Below are 18,561 nucleotides of genomic sequence, written 5' to 3'. Positions count from 1 at the left end.
TCACGGCAGACGGTGACGGGCCTGATAATAGGCCTGCCAGTGGGCTTCTTTATGCGTGCCGACGCGTTGTTCAAAATAGCGACGCAGGCGGGCGCGGTCATCTTCATTATCTTTAATGATGGTCCCGGCGATGCAATCCACCAGATCGGCGGGCTCCCCGGCGCGGCTGGCTAAAAACCACGCCCGCACCCCGACGGCGTGGGCGACGTTAACCGCTTCGGCGGTGGACATAATGGCGTTGAGGGTGTCCATGGACGTTTTCTTGCCGCCGTCGGCGCGCAGATCGCGGAAAGTGTGCACCAATAGCTCCAGCACGGCGTCGGGTACTTTATGTGGGATGCCGCTATGCTCCAGCAGCCGGGCCGAGGCGCTGGCCACCAGCTCCAGCTCCTGCTGAAAATCCATAATCGGAAAGACGGTTTCGAAATCGAAGCGGCGTTTCAGTGCCGCGCTCATTTCGTTAACCCCGCGGTCGCGGGTGTTGGCGGTGGCGATAATATTAAATCCGGCGCGGGCGTACAGCTGGCTGTCATCGCCGGTCAGTTCCGGGATCGCCATTACGCGATCGGAAAGCATCCCCAGCAGGCAGTCCTGAACTTCCAGCGGGGTGCGGGTGATCTCTTCAAAGCGAACGATTTTACCGTCGCGCATTCCCTGATACAGCGGGGCGGGCACCAGCGCCTGTGTCGACGGCCCCTGGTTTATCAGTAATGCATAGTTCCACGCGTATTTGATTTGATCTTCCGTAATGGCCGCGCCGCCCTGGATAGTGAGCCCGGCATCACCGCAAACGGCGGTAGCCAGCAGCTCTGAGAGCAGTGATTTCGCCGTTCCCGGCTCGCCTACCAGCATCAGGCCGCGCCCGGTCGCCAGCGTTACCAGCATCCGTTCAACGGCGGCGGGGCTAATAACCACCTTGCAGCTAATATTGCGAGCGCTATCACCAAGGATAAAAGCCCGCGCCGCCGGCAGGCTCAATTGCCAGCCAGGAGGGCAAGGGAGCGGATCATCCTGCTTAAGCCGTGCGAGTTCGTCGGCATACAGCACGGCAGCCGGCGGGCGCTGAAGGTGTTTTTCCTGTTGTGACATATTTCTTCCTTAAAATGACAGCGGTAATAAGATAAGGCGTTATTTTATGCGCAGCGGATAACGTGAAGTCCTTTATTTCTGAGCTGTTATAGCGAGCTATATTTAGCGCAACATCTCCCTGCATATTTTGTAGTCAAAAAGGCTCATTAGGTAAGTGGAACTGAAAAGTCACTATCCGACTCATGCGGGGAGTTGAATCGTGTGGCTAATCGACTCACCGCATTTTTGTTTTAGCGGAAAATAATATCCACCGTGCTTAGCGCCTCGCTAAGATCCTGAGAATCAAGCTGTGAGAAGGCGGCGGGGCGTTCGTCGCGATAGAGCGTAATGGTGCCGAACTGCTGGCTTGCTTTGGCGTCGATGTTGTAGTGAACAAACCCTGGCGTAACCTCCAGTATCAGCCGATGCTGCGAGAGGTCGTAACAGAAACAGTTTTCGTTAGCCTGCCACCAGCCGCGGCTGCGGATCCCCAACAGCTGCCCGCAGGTGGTCGATTTTCCCTGCCAGCGCATCAGTTTGCTGCTGCCCGCTTCTGATGGCGTCAGCAGCACCGTACGGCGCGCCAGCTGGCGGAAGGGCTGCAACAGCAGGTAGTCGTTGAGGATTTGTTCGAACGCCGCGCACGTTTTATCACCCATTTCCAGTGGATGAGCGATGCCGAACACGGCATCCTCCGGCAGGGCGATAGTTTCATCCAGGCTATTGCAGAATTCGCCCTCTGCTGCGACGCGAAAGGCGTTGAGCAGACGTCGTGGTTCATTCGGTGTGTAAACTCCCCACACTAAGCGCCGGGTCAGATGGCTGGTCAGCGGATGGTCAACAAACAGCGCCTGAAACTCAGCTCGACTCCAGCGCCGCGCTAGCCGTAGCGCACTTTCCAGGTGCGGCAGCAGGCGTTTTGCTACCTGGGTTGCATCTTTTTTCAGGCCTTTCAGTCGGGTCAGCGCTTCCACTGCTTTGGTCTGCTCATCCTCGGCACGCAGGCGCGGAATACTTTTTTGCCGCGCTCCCTGCTGGTCGTATATCACCGGCAGCAGGTTTTCATCAAAGCGCACGCTAAAGCTACGGGTACCAAAGTCAAAGGTCAGCGCCCGCGCATCATCCAGCCCCAGCGTCGGCGTCAGCCGGTCTTGCAGTTGCTCTTCGCTCAGGTCGCGCGCTTCGGCAACCTCTTTAAGATACTGTTCCGCGCTCTCGCGCAGCGGGCGCGATTTGGCGCGCTGCGAGATATGGTGCAGCTGGAGCAATGACATATCGCTGCCGATGCGGGTGAGGATATGCAGCCCGCTGGCGGCGCGGGCCGATTTCCCCTCCTGCGGCCAGGCGAGGATTAGCGCAGTCAGGCAGCGTACGGTGCTTTCATCACCGAAGATGCCCAGCGTCTGAAATGCCCAGTTCTCTTTGGCGGGAGCCCCTGTGCTTTGCCAGGCGTTAAACAGATCCCAGGCAAAAGCGGCCAGCGACTGGGGCTGACAGGCGGCTTTGACAATATCCAGCCCGCAGTAATGATGGCCGCCCAGGGCGAAGCGCAGCATCTCGCCGAGGATTTCCAATGCGTCGTCGGTTAGCGGCTGGTCGTTACTGATCAGTCGCGGCCTGCGCCAAAGCGCGGGCTGCCAGAAGTCCGGCGCTTTCGGCGTCCGGGCCGGGTAGTTGTCCAGCGGATCCTGCGTCAGGAGTAGCTTCAGGGCCGCCCACAACGGCGGTTCGTTCCAGCGCTGGGCGACCGTTTGCAGCAGCGCTTCGTGACCTTGCTGGTACAGCAGGCGCAGGGCGTTAATGGCTGCTTCGCGGCTATCGCCCGCTTTGTCGAACGCCAGCGGGATTAGCGCAGTGGCGGCATGTTCCGGCCATTGCAGTAGCCACTGGCGTGCGAGGTTGCTCTGCGCCTGGAAACGTCGCCAGAGGCGGGCGACCGGTAGCGCCAGTTCCGTCGCACCGATATGAATCAGCAGCGGAAAGATCTCTTTTGGCCGATGCTGAAGCGCCAGTTGCAGGCCGGGCAGGGCATCTGTCCCGAGGATGCTCAGCGTATATTCGGCCCCAACGAATTTGAAGTTCTCTTCATTGATGCGCTGCCACAGCGTCGCAGCCTGTTCGCGGGGCAACTGCATCAGCAGATAAAGATTCCAGCAGTCGTTGGGTTTATAGCCCGTATCCAGATGGCTTTGCCAGGCTTGTAGTAGCGTTTTACTATCACCGTTACGAAGTGCCCGAATAGCGGCTTCACACCACACCGGTTTATTACGGAAGATACTATCCCACGGTTCTAAATGGCTTTGTTGTCCGTTCAGGGTGTATTGGTGGAACAGATAATCCATATGCTCAAAGCCCAACTCCTGTAATACCATCTCTTTTTTGCGGGTGAGTCGTTCGCTCAACGGCAGGTCGTTAAAGAAACAGGCTGGCTTACTGGTGGCCAGCGCCTCTCTTTCCCCCTGCTGCCAGTATTCCTGCGGAGCAACCTGGAGTACGGGAAGCTCCAGGCGCGGGCTGGCGGCTTTTTTCTTTTTGCCGCGCCACGGCGGCGAGAGCAGAATTTCCGGCAGGCTGGCGTTATCGGTAGTGAGGAGAGGGGCAGAGGTCTGCTTCGCTGGGCGGAGCTGTAACAGAGCAGCGGCTTGTGGTGTTAGCCATGGCAGTATTTGCTCAACCAATGATGGCTGAGCGGTGAGCAATACCTGCAATAGGGATTGCCAAATCGCCTCCAGCTTGGGCTGGCGGCACTCACGTTCTTGTAGATCTGGTTCGTCGCCCCATTTATTTAGCCAGCCGAGGCTTCCTGCCACGTTTTTTTGCACCAACAGCTCCGCCAGCGCGGCCAGCGTCGCCTGTGGAAAGTGTTTGGCATATTTGTTCACGCGCGCCATGTTGCGTTGATTTTTATCTGCGACGTGTAGCAGTAAGGTCACGGCTTGCGGATGGTCGATCTGCGCCAGCAGTCCGGCGCAATCGTCACCATGAGCATACGGTGCCAGGCGTGATACTGCTGTTAACCCTTGTTCGCGCAGCAGCGCGGCGCAGGCAGCATAACCATAATGGTTTTCGTACCAGGCATCGCTAGCTTCGTGGTTATTAAACACGTCCATCTTGCGGAGCTTTGCCAGCGTTTCGGGAATGACGGTTATTACCGTTTTCAGCCATTCTGCTGATGAAGAAGGCAGTGTCGCCATCTTAGTGGCTATATCTGCTCTTTCAGGCAGTAGCATCGCCATTAACGGACGGCGATCTGGCGGAATATCAGGAAGCGCGGCAATGAGCTTGTTGACACAGCGCTGCCATAAATACTCCTCTGCCAACGAAAAATGCTTACGCAGGCGGATATCGAACTCATGGTAGGTACAGGATCGCCAGACATTTTGCTTGACGAAGGGGAAAAAAGTGACAGTGTTTGTCGATCGCCAGATATTGGAAGTACTGTATTGAATACCTATCTTCTGCCGTTCAATGACCACCTCAGTAGCGTATTCCAGCCCCTCCTGTTGAACGATCGCGTCTAAATATTCGGTATGATGACTGTCACTGAGTTCTACTAGTACAGCCATTACACGGGCAGGGATTGCTGGTTTGGGCATATTAATGTAACTGATCGCCTGCGCTATAGCCTGTTGCCACTGCTCATCACATTCGCCGTAATGAAATGTTGTCGGTTGCGTGTTCCCGAAGCGTTGCGGCAAATCGTTCGCTAGCTGTTGAATCCGCCCCTCCTCAACCAGCGGCACCGGCTCGCCCGGCCAGCGGCGGTGGCTTAGCGGTTCTTTGCCCTTTTTAAAGATCAATTCCAGCTGTGCGTCATCCGCCAGCCATGGCAGGGTTACTGTGTGGTGCATAAACGTTCCTTGTTCTATTCAAATAACGCATCAATGTCGTTAATCAGTTCGCTGGCGCTGACGCTATCCAGTACGGAAAACGTTGCTGTTTGCGGACCGTTGTTGCCCCAGCCGTACTGGTGCGCTTTGCCTTCCCATAGCCAAAGTTTGCTTAACAGCTGCTCGGCGCTCAGTTCGTCCGGTGACATGCCCACGGCGAAGCCTTCGTCAATTTCCATCACCAGCGTCCACTGTCCCAGCGGTTTGAGCATCCAGCCAATCCAGCCACCGTCCTGTGGGTCGCCGCGCAGCCAGCCTTTATTCGCCAGCCCCATTACCCGACCGCTCGGACATTTGCGCCCGGCCCAGCGGGTCAGCTCTGAGGCAGACAGTTCAGCGGGCGTCAGGGTGTAGCAGTTGCGATCGAGCTGACGGAACGGTGGCAGCAGTTCGTAATCGGCGAACAGTTGACCGAAGGCGGCGGCGTCTCCCGCAGGTATTTCCAGTACGTGCGGAATACCGATGCGGATCTCGCCGTCCGGCAGGGTAAAGAGATCGTCATCGGCGGTGCTGTAGCTGTTGTCTTCGGCAACGCGGAAGCAGGCCTGCAGTTTGTTGTCGGCACCATAGACGCCCCATACCAGACGACGGGTAAGATGGCGTACCAGCGGATGACTCACCAGGAACAGGTGGAAGTTCTCCGACGTCCAGCGGCGGCGCTGGCACATGGCGGATTCCATCCGCGCGATTTGTTGGGCGGCAATCGTGCGGGCATCTTTTTTCAGCGCTTTGTAGCGATTAACTGACTCTGTTGCCAGCGTGTCATCATCACTCTTATTGGGTTTTGGCAGGTCTTTCAGACGACTGCCGTTTTCATCGCGCACGAATGGTTTGAGCGCCTCATCAAAGCTAACAATAAAGCGCCGCGGGCCAAAATCGAGGGTTAACGTTCCATCATCGTTCAATCCGAGATCCGGAGCGAGGCGGTCTTCCAGCTCGGCAACGGTAAGTTCACGACTCTCGGCGATATCGCCGATTTTTTCCCGTGCGCGCTCCTGTAAGGCTTTGAACTTCAGCTTCTGGGCGATGCCGTTAAGCTGCATCAGGGCGATATCCGTGCCGATCGCGGCGAGAATATCTAGCCCGACCGTGGCGCGTTTATGCTGGGATTCACCCGGCCAGACGCGGATCAGCGGCGTTAACGCTCGCGCGGTGTCGTCGTTGCCGAAAATTCCCAGCGCGCTAAAGGCCCAGCTCTCTTTGGATGGCGCTCCGGCGGTTTGCCAGGCGCTGAACAGATCCCAGGCGAAGGCGGCGAGTGACTCGGCAGTGCAGAGATCTTTCACCTGCTGTAAGCCGGGGTAAATGCCTTCTTCTACCGGGAAGCGCAGCATTTCACCGAGCGATTTTAATGCTGCGTTCGGGAGAGCCTGGCCGTTTTCACGCAGTTGCGGGCGCGTCCAGAATGCGGGTTGGTAAAACGCGGGCAGGGCTGGAATTTTGGTCGGATGGTTATCCAGCGGATCGAGTGAGAGTAGGGCGTTAACTGCCTCCATCACCTCCGGCTGATTGTAGCGATGTGCGACCTGCTCAAGCAGAGGCTGATGGCCGTTGTCCACCAGTAGACGCATCGCCTGTCGGGCACTATCCTGCGCTTCGCCTGATTTACCAAAGGCAGCGGGCAGCAGGCCGGTAATGGCATGCTCCGGATAAGCCAGCAGCCACTCGCGGGCAGCATCGCGCACCGTTTTAAGTTTGTTAAAGGCGCGAGCGACCATTGGGGCCAGTTCACTGGCGGCAAACCAGATAGCGACGGATAAGTTCTCTTGCGGGTAACGTGAGAGAGAATGGATAAAGCCCGGCAGCCCGGCAAGACGCAGGTACGTCATCACGTATTCAGCGCCCGAATGCGGCTCTTTGCTGAGTACATTCCAGGCCTGTAGCGCCTGTTCTGCGGGCAGCGCGGTGAGCATATAGAGCGCCCATTCGCGTGAGGAAGAACCGTGGTGGGCCTTAAACTCGGCAATCAGCGCGGGATAATCCTGCCTTTGCCAGGCGCTAAGTACGGAGTCGGGGGCGTCGTCATAACTATTGCCATTCCAGCGCTGAAAACTACCTAAGCGCGTCAGGTAGTTTTTTTCATCTTTTCCTCTGCTTAGTTCCACCTGTTGGGCATACCAGCTACGTTGTTCGAGAAGCTGCTTGCCCGCCTCTTCCGTCAGCATGCAGACCGGGTCTAAGGCCAGTGGTGATAAATCCAGTTGGGGAATAGGGGACTTTTTCTTTTTCGCCGCCCACGGCGGGGAAACCAGCACCGGCGGTAGCATATCGTCACTGGCGCAGTCGGTCTGCTGATCGAGTTTCTGCTGGCAGGTTTCCAGCAGCGTTGCGGCCTGCGAAGAGATCCATGGCGCGATCTGCGCAACCAGTTCCGGTCGGGCGCTCAACTGGGTCATCAGCATAATGCGCCAGCGTTTCTCTTCTTTTTGTGTCAGCAGTTCAGCTAATGCCGCCAGCGCCGCATGTGGGAAACGGGTGCAGGCTTGAGTCATCCGTTCATGGCAGCGTTTTCCTTGTTCACTCACGCGGATCAGCTGCGTCAGGGCCTGCGGATGATTAACGTAGCTTATCAGCTCGCCGCACAGGTCATCGTGAACGTAGGGCGCAAAGCGGGAGATTCCGGCGACACCTTGTTCGCGCATCACCGTCGCGTTCCAGACGCTGCCGTGGTAATAATCGTTAAACAGATTTTCCGCCTGGTAAGGCTCCAGCGCTTTGACGACCTGCGGGTCGCGGGCAACCAGCTTCAGCCATTCTGCCGTTCTGATATTTTTGTGCGCCATCACCCGGCGGGCGATGTCGTGGGCGATATCCGGGCGTTCCGGCAACAATAACGCGACCAGCGGCTGTTGGCCGATAGGCATATCCGGCAATGCGGCGATGAGTTTGTCCACGCAGCGCTGCCAGAGTGGTTCATCGGCAAGTGCCAGATGCGCACGCAGGCGAACGTCGAACATACCCGCTCCACGAGCTGAGACTGGTTCTGCGAGAAAGGTGACCTGAACGGTTTGATAATTATATTCAAATTCAATGTGCTGTAGGGCGATAAACATCTCAACGGCATATTCCAGCCCGTAGACGTAAACAATTTCGTCCATCAGTTCGGGATTGTCACCGCTGCGCCAGCCGCGGCGAGTTGCCACTGCGACCTGAACCGCCAGCGCGGCCGGTGATAGCTGGCCATCGGTGAGAGCTTCATTGATGACTTGCTGCCAGTATGCGGAGCAGTTGGCGTTATTGAAGGTGACGGTTTTACCAGATTGTTTGTGGATCTCCTTGCCGAGGTTCATCAGTTCACTGTCCTCAGGCGCAGCAATCGGTTCGCCGGGGAAGAGGCGCGAAGGGAGCGCTTGCGCAAGTAGTTCATCCGACAACGGCAATTCAGCATCGTCCGCCAACCACGGGCGGCTAACGTCAACAGGCGTGGGAACGTGCTCCGGCTGTGGGGCTGCTATCGTGGCGGCTGGCTCAGAAGGCTGGCTGGCAACGGTGGGTTGCACAGCGGCGGTATCTTCAACATAGCCTTTTTTAGTTTTTTCGTTAATCAGCTTCAGCTCGGCTTTGCTGGCCGCGACGCTATCGGCAAAGGTTTTAATCTGACTCTGACCGTTGGTGCCGACCTTGCCCCAGCTCAGATGCAGCTCGTTGTCCTGCTGCTCTACTGCCCAAAATTTGTGAGATTTTTCATCCTGATAGAGAAATGTTTTCATCGACGTCCCTGTTGTTTTATCCAGTTTTACGTTGATGCTATCAGTTATTGCCAGATTAAAAAGGGGTCTATGAGGTAAGGTGGGATATTTCAGAGTTTATTTGGAAAAAGCGCTGCCGGAGCAGCGCTTTATGCGGGGTTACTTGACCTGCTGGCCCGGCTGAGCGCCGCTGTCCGGGCTTAACAGGAAGATATCCTTCCCGCCTGGGCCTGCGGCCATCACCATGCCTTCCGAGATGCCGAAGCGCATTTTGCGCGGCGCCAGATTGGCGACCATTACCGTCAGGCGACCAATCAATGCCTGCGGATCTGGATAGGCAGAGCGAATACCGGAGAAAACGTTGCGTTTCTCGCCGCCGAGATCCAGCGTCAGGCGCAGCAGCTTATCAGAACCGTCAACGAACTCGGCGTTTTCAATCAGCGCGATACGCATATCCACTTTGGCGAAATCGTCAAAGGTGATGGTTTCCTGAATCGGGTCATCCGCCAGAGGGCCGGTAACCGGTGCAGATAGCGCTTTCACTTCCTCTTTCGACGCTTCAACCAGCGCTTCAACCTGTTTCATTTCGATACGGTTGTACAGCGCTTTAAAGGTATTAACCTTATGAGCGAGCAGCGGCTGCTGGATAGCATCCCAGCTCAGTTCGCTGTTAAGGAAGGCTTCTGCACGCGCAGAAAGCTCCGGCAGAACCGGCTTGAGCCAGGTCATCAGCACGCGGAACATATTCAGACCCATGGTGCAGATGGCCTGCAGGTCAGCGTCGCGGCCTTCCTGTTTAGCGACAACCCACGGAGCCTGCTCATCAACGTAGCGGTTTGCGACGTCTGCCAGCACCATAATTTCGCGGATGGCTTTGCCGAACTCGCGACTGTCCCATGCTTCGCCAATGCTTGCAGCTGCATCGGTGAAGGTTTTGTACAGCACCGGGTCAGCCAGCTCAGCGGACAGCACGCCGTCGAAACGCTTATTGATAAAACCGGCGTTGCGCGAGGCGAGGTTAACGACTTTGTTGACGATGTCGGCATTAACGCGTTGTACGAAATCTTCCAGGTTCAGGTCGATATCATCGATGCGTGAAGAGAGCTTGGCGGTGTAGTAGTAGCGCAGGCTGTCGGCGTCAAAATGCTTCAGCCAGGTGCTGGCCTTAATAAAGGTACCGCGCGACTTGGACATCTTCGCACCGTTGACCGTCACGTAACCGTGAACGAACAGGTTGGTCGGCTTACGGAAGTTGCTGCCTTCCAGCATCGCAGGCCAGAACAGGCTGTGGAAGTAGACGATATCTTTGCCGATAAAGTGATACAGCTCGGCGGTGGAGTCTTTCTTCCAGTATTCGTCAAAGCTGGTGGTGTCGCCGCGCTTGTCACACAGGTTCTTGAAAGAGCCCATGTAGCCAATTGGCGCATCCAGCCAGACGTAAAAATATTTGCCCGGCGCATTCGGGATTTCGAAGCCGAAGTACGGCGCATCGCGGGAAATATCCCACTGCTGCAGGCCGGACTCGAACCACTCCTGCATCTTGTTAGCCACCTGCTCCTGCAGCGCGCCGCTGCGGGTCCACGCCTGCAGCATTTCGCTGAACGATGGCAGGTCGAAGAAGAAGTGCTCGGACTCGCGCATCACCGGCGTCGCGCCGGAAACCACCGATTTCGGCTCGATAAGCTCGGTTGGGCTGTAGGTCGCGCCGCACACTTCGCAGTTATCGCCATACTGATCCGGTGATTTACACTTCGGACAAGTGCCTTTCACAAAACGGTCCGGCAGGAACATGCCTTTTTCCGGATCGTAGAGCTGAGAGATGGTGCGGTTTTTAATAAAACCGTTCTCTTTCAGGCGCGTGTAGATAAGCTCCGACAGCTCGCGGTTTTCGTCGCTGTGCGTAGAGTGATAGTTATCGTAGCTGATGTCGAAGCCAGCAAAATCGGTCTGATGCTCCTGACTCATTTCGCCAATCATCTGTTCCGGGGTAATACCGAGCTGCTGCGCTTTCAGCATGATCGGAGTGCCGTGGGCGTCGTCGGCGCAGATGAAGTTGACTTCGTGGCCGCGCATTCGCTGGTAACGGACCCAGACATCAGCCTGGATGTGCTCCAGCATGTGGCCGAGGTGGATTGAGCCGTTTGCGTACGGCAGCGCGCACGTTACCAGAATTTTCTTCGCGACTTGAGTCATAGTGGGCATTACATCTTCTATTGTAAAAAGGGCTTTCGATGTTACCGCAAAGGCAATAATTTGGTAAGCCCAAAGCTTATTGTGGGGGAATTATTCCCTTTAAGGTAAACTTAACGGACAAGATTCAACTCACAATAACAAAGGAGTCGGGATGAGTTCGCAATCCCAGGCCAAATCCCCCGAGCGCCTACGTGCGATGGTTGCCGGGACTCTGGCTAATTTCCAGCACCCAACCCTGAAACATAACCTCACCACGCTGAAGGCGCTGCACCACGTCGCCTGGCTGGATGAAACCGTGCACATTGAAATTCAGATGCCGTTCGTGTGGCATAGCGCGTTTGAGGTGCTTAAGGAGCAGTGCAGCGCCGAGCTGCTGCGCATTACCGGCGCTAAAGCCATTGACTGGAAGCTGACGCACAGCATCGCCACGCTTCAGCGGGTAAAAAATCAGCCCGGCATTAATGGCGTAAAAAACATTATCGCCATCAGCTCCGGTAAAGGCGGGGTGGGTAAATCGTCTACGGCGGTCAACCTGGCACTGGCGCTGGCGGCGGAAGGGGCGAAAGTCGGCATTCTCGATGCCGATATTTACGGCCCGTCGATTCCGACCATGCTCGGCGCGGAAGACCAGCGTCCCACTTCGCCGGACGGTACTCACATGGCGCCGATTATGAAATTCGGTCTTGCCACCAACTCTATCGGTTACCTGGTGACCGACGATAACGCCATGGTGTGGCGCGGCCCGATGGCCAGCAAAGCGCTGATGCAGATGCTGCAGGAAACTCTGTGGCCGGATCTCGATTATCTGGTGCTGGATATGCCACCGGGCACCGGCGATATTCAGCTGACGCTGGCGCAGAACATTCCGGTAACCGGCGCGGTAGTGGTCACTACGCCGCAGGATATTGCGCTCATCGACGCCAAAAAAGGCATCGTGATGTTTGAAAAAGTGGAAGTTCCGGTACTGGGTATTGTGGAAAACATGAGTATGCATATTTGCAGCAATTGTGGGCACCACGAACCTATCTTCGGTACCGGTGGCGCGCAAAAGCTGGCGGATAAATACCACACTCAGCTACTGGGCCAGCTGCCGCTGCATATCACGCTGCGTGAAGACCTCGATAAAGGTACCCCGACGGTGGTCGCGCGTCCGGAAAGCGAGTTTACCGAGACTTACCGCCAGCTAGCGGACCGCGTCGCGGCGCAGCTGTACTGGCAGGGCGAAGTGATCCCCGGTGAGATTGCCTTCCGGGCGGTGTAATCACCTTTTCAGGCTAAGCCGTGCGGCGTTTTACGTCGCGCGGTTTTTTTTATGTCTGCAGATAACTGCGCTTTTCTACCTTATAAGTTAATCACCAAATGAATATCATTGATGTTAACTATTGTTTATTTTTATTTACATTCAGCTATGTTGAGATTTATCAATAAGACATATCATTAACATTGTATTCTTCCGGCAATTGTGAGAGCTTCATTAACATAGAAGTGAAATATTTTTTATTCGCCAGGATGAGGTGTTTTTTTTACAGGAATTTATTTTCCTCATCTAATTTTTTTTTGGCGGGCAGTTGTCATCATTAGTCATGCGTAGATAAAAACGAGGTAAGGAATAAAATATCCGTAATACATTTTCGGAGTGAATGATGAATAATATTGCTCTAATCGTTAAGTTACGAGAACTGCTGGTTATTTTTATGCATACGCGCTCTTTGCCGGAGAAAGCAGCCGATGCGTTGCGTTATTGCCAGGAAAACATCCCGCTAACTGAGGTTCCGATTGGTGCTTATGGTGAATATAATGAAATTTTTGAACAAATCACTTTTTTATCAGGTGATCAAAGCCGCACTGCGCCGGATGATTTACTGCGAAGCGGCGGCGATCTGATATTAAGTATTCTGATGTTATATGAGCAAATTGCTTCATATATTGCCGTCGAGGAATTTATGCAAAAGCAAAACCGTTTTAACGAATAGAAAAGAAAAACGCCAGCGGCAGGTCGCGCGCTGGCGTTCGGTTTTTAACGATGATAGAAAATCTCGCCATCGTAGATTTTGAGGATTTTCCCCTCAGTATCGGTAATCAGAACGTAGCTCCCACCCATATAGGTCCAGTGAGTACCGGCGTCCGGTGCGGGCAGATTGCGCTGCTGCCACTGCTTAATGTTGTATTCTGGCGTGAGATACAGCGGCGGTACGGTATCGCCGATGTGGAATTGTTTGAAGTCTGCGGTAACACCATCCAGCTCATATTTCTGTATAGCGCCGCCAGCAGCCCACGCTCCGCTGGAACAGGCCAACAGTACGCCCAGAAGCATCATTTTTGTTTTACGCATAATTTCCTCATTATTATCCTGGACACAAAATCGCAGCCTCGTATCATTCCTGAAGCGCCAGGGGAATGGCAAGTATTGGTTTGGTTAAAAGTGTAAGCAAACAGTGATGCTGTACGTTTTTCGGCGGATCGCGTCGGTTTTGAGAATAATCCTGATTCAGGAGCTCCTATGTTCAGGCTGGAAGATCTGGCATTGTTTGTCCGCGCTGCGGCATTAAGCAACTTTAGCGAGGCAGCGCGAGAGGCCGGGCAGCAGCCCGCGCAGGTGAGTGCGGCGATCAAGCGTCTGGAAACGACGCTGAACATTCGTCTTTTTGCCCGTTCAACGCGTAGTTTGCGTCTGACCCCTGAAGGGGAGACCTGGTTGCCCTATGCCACGCAGATGCTGGATACGCTGCACGCCGGACTGCAAAAAATCCAGGCTCCCGATGACGAAATTCGCGGGACGTTACAAATTGCCGTGCCGTCCGATCTGGGGCGTAACTTGCTCCTGCGCGTCTTTCGCGCTTTTCGCCTGCGCCATCCCGCGCTGAGTTTACGGATCCTGTTTTCCGATCATCGGACCGATGTGTTTAAAGACCCGGTGGACGTGGCATTTCGCTATGGCGATAACGACGATGCTTCGTTTATTTCCCTGCCGGTTGCTCCTGAGAACCGGCGAGTGCTGGTGGCCTCGCCCGGTTGGATAGCCGAGCACGGTGAACCGCAGACGCTGGATGATTTAACGCGGCATAATGCGCTGACCTACGTGCTGCGCGGCAGGCCGTTCGATCGCTGGCCGCTTAGTTTTGGGGGAGACGTTCACCATGTGCAGGTTTCCGGTACGATTGTGAGTGATGACGCTGAAGTTATTCGCCGCCTGGCGATTGCCGGGGAGGGGATTGCGTATAAATCCACGCTGGACGTGAGCGATGACATTCGTGAAGGGCGGCTACAGGTGCTGTTGCCGCAGTATCAGGGTGATGTCGTGCCGCTAAATATGATTTGCCCGCACCGCAAACAGCTTTCTTCTGCGGTGCGGCTACTGTATGAGGCAGTTAAAGCTGAGTGCGAGAAAGTATAGGCTCTAACGTTGGTGTCATTCCCGGCGGCGCTGCGCTTGGCTGGGCTACGGATCCGCGTGGTTTACGGGTTTGGTAGCCCGGACAGGCGCGTTAAGCGCCGCCTCCGGGAAAATTAGCGGCATGAACCTTAATGCTTTACCAGCGTCGCAAAGTAGTACACCAGCGGAATAGCGAGGATCCACAGGCCAATCGGGATTTCTCGCCACTTGCCAGCAATAGTCTTAATCACCACATAAAACAGCAGCCCACCTGCAATTCCGGTACCGAAGCTGTTGGCAATCAGCGTAATCATCACCATCATCAGTACCGGCAATCCGTCGGTGAAATTGCCTAAATCCACTTTGCGCAGGCCGCTGAACATATTCAGGCCGATCAGAATTAGTGCTGGCGCGGTGGCTTCTTTCGGGATCATCAACGCCACCGGCGTAAACAGCAGCATCAGCAGGAACATTACCGCTGCCGACAGCGCAGTTAACCCGGTTTTGCCGCCAGCTTCTGCCGCCGCCGAAGATTCAATCAGCGCGGTCGCCGCCGGAATACCCAGCCACGGCCCAATAGCCGCCGCGATGGAATCGACCATAAACGGGCGATTGATATGCGGCATGTTGCCTTCTTCATCCAGCAGGCCCGCTTCGCCGCCCACCGCCAGCGTGGTGCCCATCGTGGAAAAGAATTCTGAGGCGAAAAAGACGAACAGGAACGGCAGGAAGGCGATATTCAACGCCCCTAGCATATCAATTTGTCCCAGCACCGGCGTCAGCGAATGCGGCATATCGATAAAACTGCCCGGTAGTTTGGTGACGCCCATGGGGATACCGATCAGGGTGGCGACCAGAATGGCCCATAGAATAGAACCGGGGATCTTTCGCGCCTGTAAGGCAATCGCCAGAAACAGCCCGCAGAGCGCGACCAGCGCACCCGGTGAAAGGAAATCCCCGAGCATCAGGGCATTGGTTTTGGCATTTGCCAGCACCAGCCCGGCGTTACGAAAGCCCAGTACCGCAACGAACAGGCCGATCGAGGCGGTTAGCCCGAGTTTAATAGATTGTGGCACCGAGCGGGTGACCACTTCGCGCAGGCCGAATTTTGTCAGCAGGAAAAACAGGATCCCTGACCAGCAGGCGATGCCGAGGCCGACCTGCCAGCCAATACCCTCGCTGCCTGCAAGCGTTACGCCAACCAGCACCGAGCCACCGATGCCCGGCCCAACGATAAAGGGCAGGTTGGCGTAAAACGCCATCAGCAGGGTGCCTCCGACGAATACCAGAATCGTGCCGGTGGTTGCCGCGCCTTTATCCATCCCGCCAACCGCCAGCAGGCCGGGGATCACCACCAGCAGGTAGGCGGCGGCGAGAAAGCCGGTAATGCCCGCGAGGCATTCGGTGCGCAGCGTACTGCCGCGAGAATACAGGGCAAAACGGCGCTCCAGCCAGTTTCCCTGCGTGGATGGGTGAAGGGTGTTGTCGGCCATGCTCAGGCTCCCTGATGTTTATTGTTGTGTTTTATGTGTTCCGGGGTTTCCCGGCAGTCTATCAGCGGCTCGACTATCTGGCGGGTGCTGCCGTCGGTCAAACCTAAATCTGTCAAATGCGGACCGGCGTTACAGGCGAGGCAGGTGCCTTCGATAGCCTTAAACACGCGGTAAGGTGGCTCCCAGTCGGCAACTTTGCTGCTTAAATCGCGCAGCTCACGGAACTGTCGGGCCAGCTCCGGGGCCGGTAAATCGGAAAGCATCCCGGCAATCGGCATTGCCACGTGAGCGAGGATTTTGCCCTGCTGCGCCAGCGCCATACCACCGCCGGATGCGACGAGCTGGTTTGCCGCCAGCGCCATATCGTCGGCATCGCGGCCCAGCACCACCAGATTGTGTGAGTCGTGCGAATAGCTGGTGGCGATCGCGCCGCGCAGCTCACCCCAGCCTTCCAGCAGCGCAATTTGCGGCTTCGCTTCGTGGCGGCCGTGACGATGCTTAACCCAAATCAGGCTAAACCCGGCCGGGATTTGTACTTTGCCGTCGCGAACTTGCACTTCCACTTCGCCCCACTGGGTAAAACGCGCGCCGCGAATATGCCGCAGGCGGGCGACGCCGTGATGGATATCGCCAACGCGGAGAATAAAGTCGTCAGGAGTTAGCGGTGTAAGCTGAAGCGTATTGCGCGGTGGTGTCACGCCTGCCGCCGCTGAAACAGGCTGGAGCAGAGTCCCTTTGTGGGCAATCAGCTTCCCGGCGACGTAGACTTCCTGCGCTTTGAGCTTTTCTAATGAATCAAAAACCACCAGGTCGGCGCGACGTCCGGCGGCAATCAGCCCCAGATCATTACGCTCCAGGCGGATCGCCGCGTTTAAGGTGGCGAAGCGTAATACGTCGGTCGCCGCCAGACCATGCTCAATCAGTAGGTTGAGCAGGGCGATAATGCCACCTTTTTCCAGCAGCATATCCGGTGGGACATCGTCGGTGCAGACGGTGATCTGCGAGGAGAGATGCGGTAGCGTTTTCAGCGCCTTGACGATATCTGGCAGCAGGTAAGGGTGCGAGCCGCGAATTTCTACGGTCAGCCCGGCACGCAGTTTTTCCAGCGCATCTTCAGCAGAAGTCAGCTCATGATCGGATGTCACCCCGGCGGCGAGATAAGCCTGGAGGTCCGCGCCGCTTAAACCGCGCGCGTGGCCTTCAATCAGCTTGCCGCTGTTCAGACCGGCCTGGACAATCTCCTGCATCCGCTCGCTGCCGTGCAATACGCCGTGCATGTCCATGACTTCGGCGACGCCGCGCACTTCCGGCCACGCCAGCATGGTTTCCATTTCCGCACCGGCAAAATCCGCGCCGGACATCTCCAGCCCCGGCGTGGACGGCACGCTGGAGGGCGCGGCGACCATCACCTGTAGCGGCAGATCGCGGCTGGCGGCGACGGCATAGCGCACACCTTCTACACCGAGCACGTTCGCCAGCTCGTGCGGATCCCAGAACACCGCCGTGGTGCCCTGGGTCAGGACGATTTCGGCATAACGCTCGGGCGGCAGGTGGGAGCTTTCGAGGTGGACGTGTGTATCCATCAGCCCTGGTGACAAAAAATATCCCGCCAGAGAGCGACGTTCGTGGGCATCGGATCGGCTACCTCGCGGGTGCACGCTGGCGATCATTTCGCCAACGATGCCGACATCGGCCTCGCGGATCTCGCCGCTCGCCATGTCGACGATCTGTGCGTCGGTCAGTAATAGATCGAACGGGGATTCGCCGCGTGCGGCCTGGACGGCGCGGCGGCGGGTTTCAGCACTGCTGGACATAACAACTCCGGCACAAGGATAATGCGGATACTCTAGGGGCAGAGCAAACGTTTGCCCAGATGAATAAATTTATCGCCCGATAACCTCGGGTTATTCTGCGTAATGACCGTTGACGAAAAATACTATGACTGAACCCTGGCAGCGTCTGCCTGCACTTTCGCTTAAACAGCTCCAGTATTTTGTGACCTTGGCCCAGCTACGCCATTTCACCGATACCGCTAATCGGCTGGCTATCAGCCAACCGGCGCTAAGCAGCGCGCTGAGGCAAATTGAAGCCGTATTAGGCGGTAAGCTGGTTAACCGCACTGCGTCGTCAGTGACGTTGACCGAGTTGGGGTCTGCTATTTTGCCCCATGCCCGGCGGGTGCTGAGCGTGGCGCAGTTGGCGTTTCAGGATATGCAGCAGATTGTCGAGGCCGGCGGCGATGGCACTGTGCGCATTGGCCTGGTGCCGTCGGTGAGCTCGCTGCTGTTTCCGCTGCTGCCGCAGACGCTGGCGCAGGCTTTTCCGCGCCTGAGGGTGGAGTTTCACGATCAGACTAACGATGCCCTGTTTTGCGAGCTGCAGTCGGGGAAAATAGATTTTGCCATTGGCGCAATTGATCGTTCTTTGCCGCCGGAACTGCTGGTTTATCCTTTGCGCGAAGATCCGTTCGTTGCCGTGCTGCATTGTGACGATCCGCTGGCCGGGCAGCCGCACGTGCCGTGGAAGCTACTGGCCGGGCGAGATATCGCGGTGTTCTCAAAGGGCAATATTCAGCGTCTGGTCGGCGCGCTGGCAGAGAGTCATCGCCTGACGCTCAATACGCGCTATCAGGTTGATTATATTGAAACCCTTTATGGTCTGGTGCGCTCCCGGCTGGCGGTGGCGATTCTGCCTGCGCTTTATACCACCCATCTTCAGGATCCTGTTTTGAAGATTGCCCAGCTTCAGCAGCCTGCCTTAACGCGTACCGTTGCGCTGTTGCGCGGGCCACAGCCTTTGCCGCCGCTGATTGAAGCATGTTTTGCTTTACTGCTAAGTTCACTGCGGGAAGTGAA

The 18,561-nt window shown here is 56.3% G+C and carries 11 protein-coding genes; 4 read left to right on the top strand and 7 right to left on the bottom strand.

Features of this window, described 5'->3' with window-relative positions:
• The 4 genes from QVF11_RS25220 to metG form a co-directional block, all read right to left on the bottom strand.
• Entirely contained in the window at positions 1-1,089 is a 1,089-nt protein-coding gene (locus QVF11_RS25220) for an ATP-binding protein (protein ID WP_287860207.1), read from the bottom strand.
• A 230-nt stretch (positions 1,090-1,319) separates the two neighbouring features.
• On the bottom strand, positions 1,320-4,919 hold the full coding sequence (locus QVF11_RS25215; protein WP_287860204.1) for a DUF4132 domain-containing protein: 3,600 nt from the start codon (positions 4,917-4,919) through the stop codon (positions 1,320-1,322).
• 14 nt (positions 4,920-4,933) lie between these two features.
• Complete coding sequence (locus QVF11_RS25210) at positions 4,934-8,668, bottom strand: WGR and DUF4132 domain-containing protein (RefSeq protein ID WP_287860201.1); 3,735 nt, start codon at positions 8,666-8,668, stop codon at positions 4,934-4,936.
• 138 nt (positions 8,669-8,806) lie between these two features.
• Positions 8,807-10,840, bottom strand: coding sequence for a methionine--tRNA ligase (gene metG / locus QVF11_RS25205; RefSeq protein ID WP_287860248.1), 2,034 nt, complete (start codon positions 10,838-10,840; stop codon positions 8,807-8,809).
• Positions 10,841-10,991: 151 nt separating this feature from the next.
• On the opposite strand from metG, the gene apbC reads away from it, so the two are divergent.
• Positions 10,992-12,101 carry an iron-sulfur cluster carrier protein ApbC gene (gene apbC, locus QVF11_RS25200; protein WP_110277441.1) on the top strand — a complete coding sequence of 370 codons (1,110 nt, stop codon included), beginning with the start codon at positions 10,992-10,994 and terminating at the stop codon, positions 12,099-12,101.
• 382 nt (positions 12,102-12,483) lie between these two features.
• Positions 12,484-12,813 (top strand): hypothetical protein, encoded by a 330-nt coding sequence (locus QVF11_RS25195; protein ID WP_142513110.1) that lies wholly within the window; start codon positions 12,484-12,486, stop codon positions 12,811-12,813.
• Between the two features lie 44 nt (positions 12,814-12,857).
• On the opposite strand, the gene QVF11_RS25190 is transcribed toward QVF11_RS25195, so the two are convergent.
• Positions 12,858-13,172 (bottom strand): RcnB family protein, encoded by a 315-nt coding sequence (locus QVF11_RS25190; RefSeq protein WP_110277442.1) that lies wholly within the window; start codon positions 13,170-13,172, stop codon positions 12,858-12,860.
• 168 nt (positions 13,173-13,340) lie between these two features.
• On the opposite strand from QVF11_RS25190, the gene QVF11_RS25185 reads away from it, so the two are divergent.
• Positions 13,341-14,234, top strand: coding sequence for a LysR family transcriptional regulator (locus QVF11_RS25185; RefSeq protein WP_112213132.1), 894 nt, complete (start codon positions 13,341-13,343; stop codon positions 14,232-14,234).
• 128 nt (positions 14,235-14,362) lie between these two features.
• Here QVF11_RS25185 and QVF11_RS25180 read toward each other — a convergent pair whose 3' ends face one another.
• Together QVF11_RS25180 and QVF11_RS25175 are read right to left on the bottom strand one after the other, a co-directional pair.
• A complete protein-coding gene (locus QVF11_RS25180; RefSeq protein WP_112213133.1) occupies positions 14,363-15,706 on the bottom strand; it encodes an NCS2 family permease in 1,344 nt (447 codons plus the stop codon).
• A 2-nt stretch (positions 15,707-15,708) separates the two neighbouring features.
• Positions 15,709-17,520: an adenine deaminase gene (locus QVF11_RS25175; RefSeq protein ID WP_287860196.1), complete on the bottom strand. Its 1,812-nt coding sequence runs from the start codon at positions 17,518-17,520 to the stop codon at positions 15,709-15,711.
• A gap of 124 nt (positions 17,521-17,644) precedes the next feature.
• On the opposite strand from QVF11_RS25175, the gene QVF11_RS25170 reads away from it, so the two are divergent.
• A partial coding sequence (locus QVF11_RS25170; RefSeq protein ID WP_287860193.1) for a LysR family transcriptional regulator occupies positions 17,645-18,561 on the top strand: 917 nt, incomplete at its 3' end.

Source organism: Klebsiella sp. (assembly GCF_027492335.1).
Taxonomy (GTDB): domain Bacteria; phylum Pseudomonadota; class Gammaproteobacteria; order Enterobacterales; family Enterobacteriaceae; genus Klebsiella; species Klebsiella huaxiensis.
Note: the sequence above shows the minus strand (reverse complement) of the source record. Positions and strands in the feature narration are given on the sequence as shown.

Coding starts and splice junctions, on each gene's coding strand:
- QVF11_RS25190 (WP_110277442.1), bottom strand. CDS start 13,172: ATGCGTAAAACAAAAATGATGCTTCTGGGCGTACTGTTGGCCTGTTCC.
- QVF11_RS25220 (WP_287860207.1), bottom strand. CDS start 1,089: ATGTCACAACAGGAAAAACACCTTCAGCGCCCGCCGGCTGCCGTGCTG.
- apbC (WP_110277441.1), top strand. CDS start 10,992: ATGAGTTCGCAATCCCAGGCCAAATCCCCCGAGCGCCTACGTGCGATG.
- QVF11_RS25195 (WP_142513110.1), top strand. CDS start 12,484: ATGAATAATATTGCTCTAATCGTTAAGTTACGAGAACTGCTGGTTATT.
- QVF11_RS25185 (WP_112213132.1), top strand. CDS start 13,341: ATGTTCAGGCTGGAAGATCTGGCATTGTTTGTCCGCGCTGCGGCATTA.
- metG (WP_287860248.1), bottom strand. CDS start 10,840: ATGACTCAAGTCGCGAAGAAAATTCTGGTAACGTGCGCGCTGCCGTAC.
- QVF11_RS25210 (WP_287860201.1), bottom strand. CDS start 8,668: ATGAAAACATTTCTCTATCAGGATGAAAAATCTCACAAATTTTGGGCA.
- QVF11_RS25175 (WP_287860196.1), bottom strand. CDS start 17,520: ATGTCCAGCAGTGCTGAAACCCGCCGCCGCGCCGTCCAGGCCGCACGC.
- QVF11_RS25180 (WP_112213133.1), bottom strand. CDS start 15,706: ATGGCCGACAACACCCTTCACCCATCCACGCAGGGAAACTGGCTGGAG.
- QVF11_RS25215 (WP_287860204.1), bottom strand. CDS start 4,919: ATGCACCACACAGTAACCCTGCCATGGCTGGCGGATGACGCACAGCTG.